General features: G+C 67.1%; 1 protein-coding gene. It reads right to left on the bottom strand.

Translation table 11 applies throughout. The features are described from left to right. Positions 1 to 346: 346 nt before the first annotated feature. A partial coding sequence (locus tag DRV96_RS17760; RefSeq protein ID WP_119293612.1) for an IS1595 family transposase occupies positions 347 to 974 on the bottom strand: 628 nt, incomplete at its 5' end.

Here is a 974-nt window from a genome sequence, read left to right as displayed (position 1 = left end):
CGCCGCACCCTCGTCCCAGCGCACGTGCATGCGCCCGCCCAGCGTGTCCACCACCTGCGGCGCGCCGGCCGCCACTTCGGCCGCCAGGGCCACCTCGCGCATGCGTTGTTTGCTCTCACCCATCGGGTGAGTGTGCCAAGACCCGTCAAAGCCGCGCCAGTGCTCGCTTAGCGCGCGATGACGGACGGTGAACTGCTGGATTCAGGTTCACACGCAAGGCGCGAGTCGGAAGGAACTGCCAACCATTGGCGAGCTGATCGTTTAGGCCAACATCAGCGCCATGATCGATACGGGCAGACACGCGAAACTTCCGGCATGACGACCGTCCGCGCTTCGCACGACCTGATTAGCGAGCAAGCTCAGCAGTGCGCAGCCAGTGCTCTGGCGACGGCGGAGCGGCCAGCAGGCATTGCAGCAGGCGAGGCAGGATGTTTTTCATGTCGAAGCGGCGATTGAAGCGGAACTGGAACTCGGCGAGGTAGCGGTGCGCGTACTTGGCGAAGTCGAAGGCGTGGTAGGTCCCGGTGATGGCGGTCTTCAGGTTGCCCAGCAGCGTGTTGACGGCCTTGAACTGCGGCAGCTTCATGCTGGCCTTGCCCCCGCCGGTGACGATGCGCTCGTGCTGGGCGCCCAGGCGCGTGGTCGCGCGAAAGCACCACAGCCCGTCCGAGACTACGGTGGCCGAAGGCGCGATGTGGCGCGCAGCGAAGGCGCGCATGGCCTCGCTGGTGGGCGGCTGCGCGCTCAGGCAGGCGTACAGCGGGCGGCCCTCGGGGGAAGTCTGCACCGCCGCCACGAACGGCACCTTGTTGTCGGTGCCGCGCCCGGTCTTGCCGCCGGAGAACTCGCCGCCGAAGTAGGCGTCGTCGACCTCGATGCGCCCGTCGAGCTTGCGATCGCCTTCGGCCACGCGCATGGCTTCGAGGATCTTGTGCTTCATCAGCCAGGCGCTGCGGTAGCTCACCCCGAGCTGG

The sequence above is a fragment of the Azohydromonas sediminis genome (assembly GCF_003574675.1).
GTDB classification, from domain to species: Bacteria; Pseudomonadota; Gammaproteobacteria; order Burkholderiales; family Burkholderiaceae_C; genus Calidifontimicrobium; species Calidifontimicrobium sediminis.
Note: the sequence above shows the minus strand (reverse complement) of the source record. Positions and strands in the feature narration are given on the sequence as shown.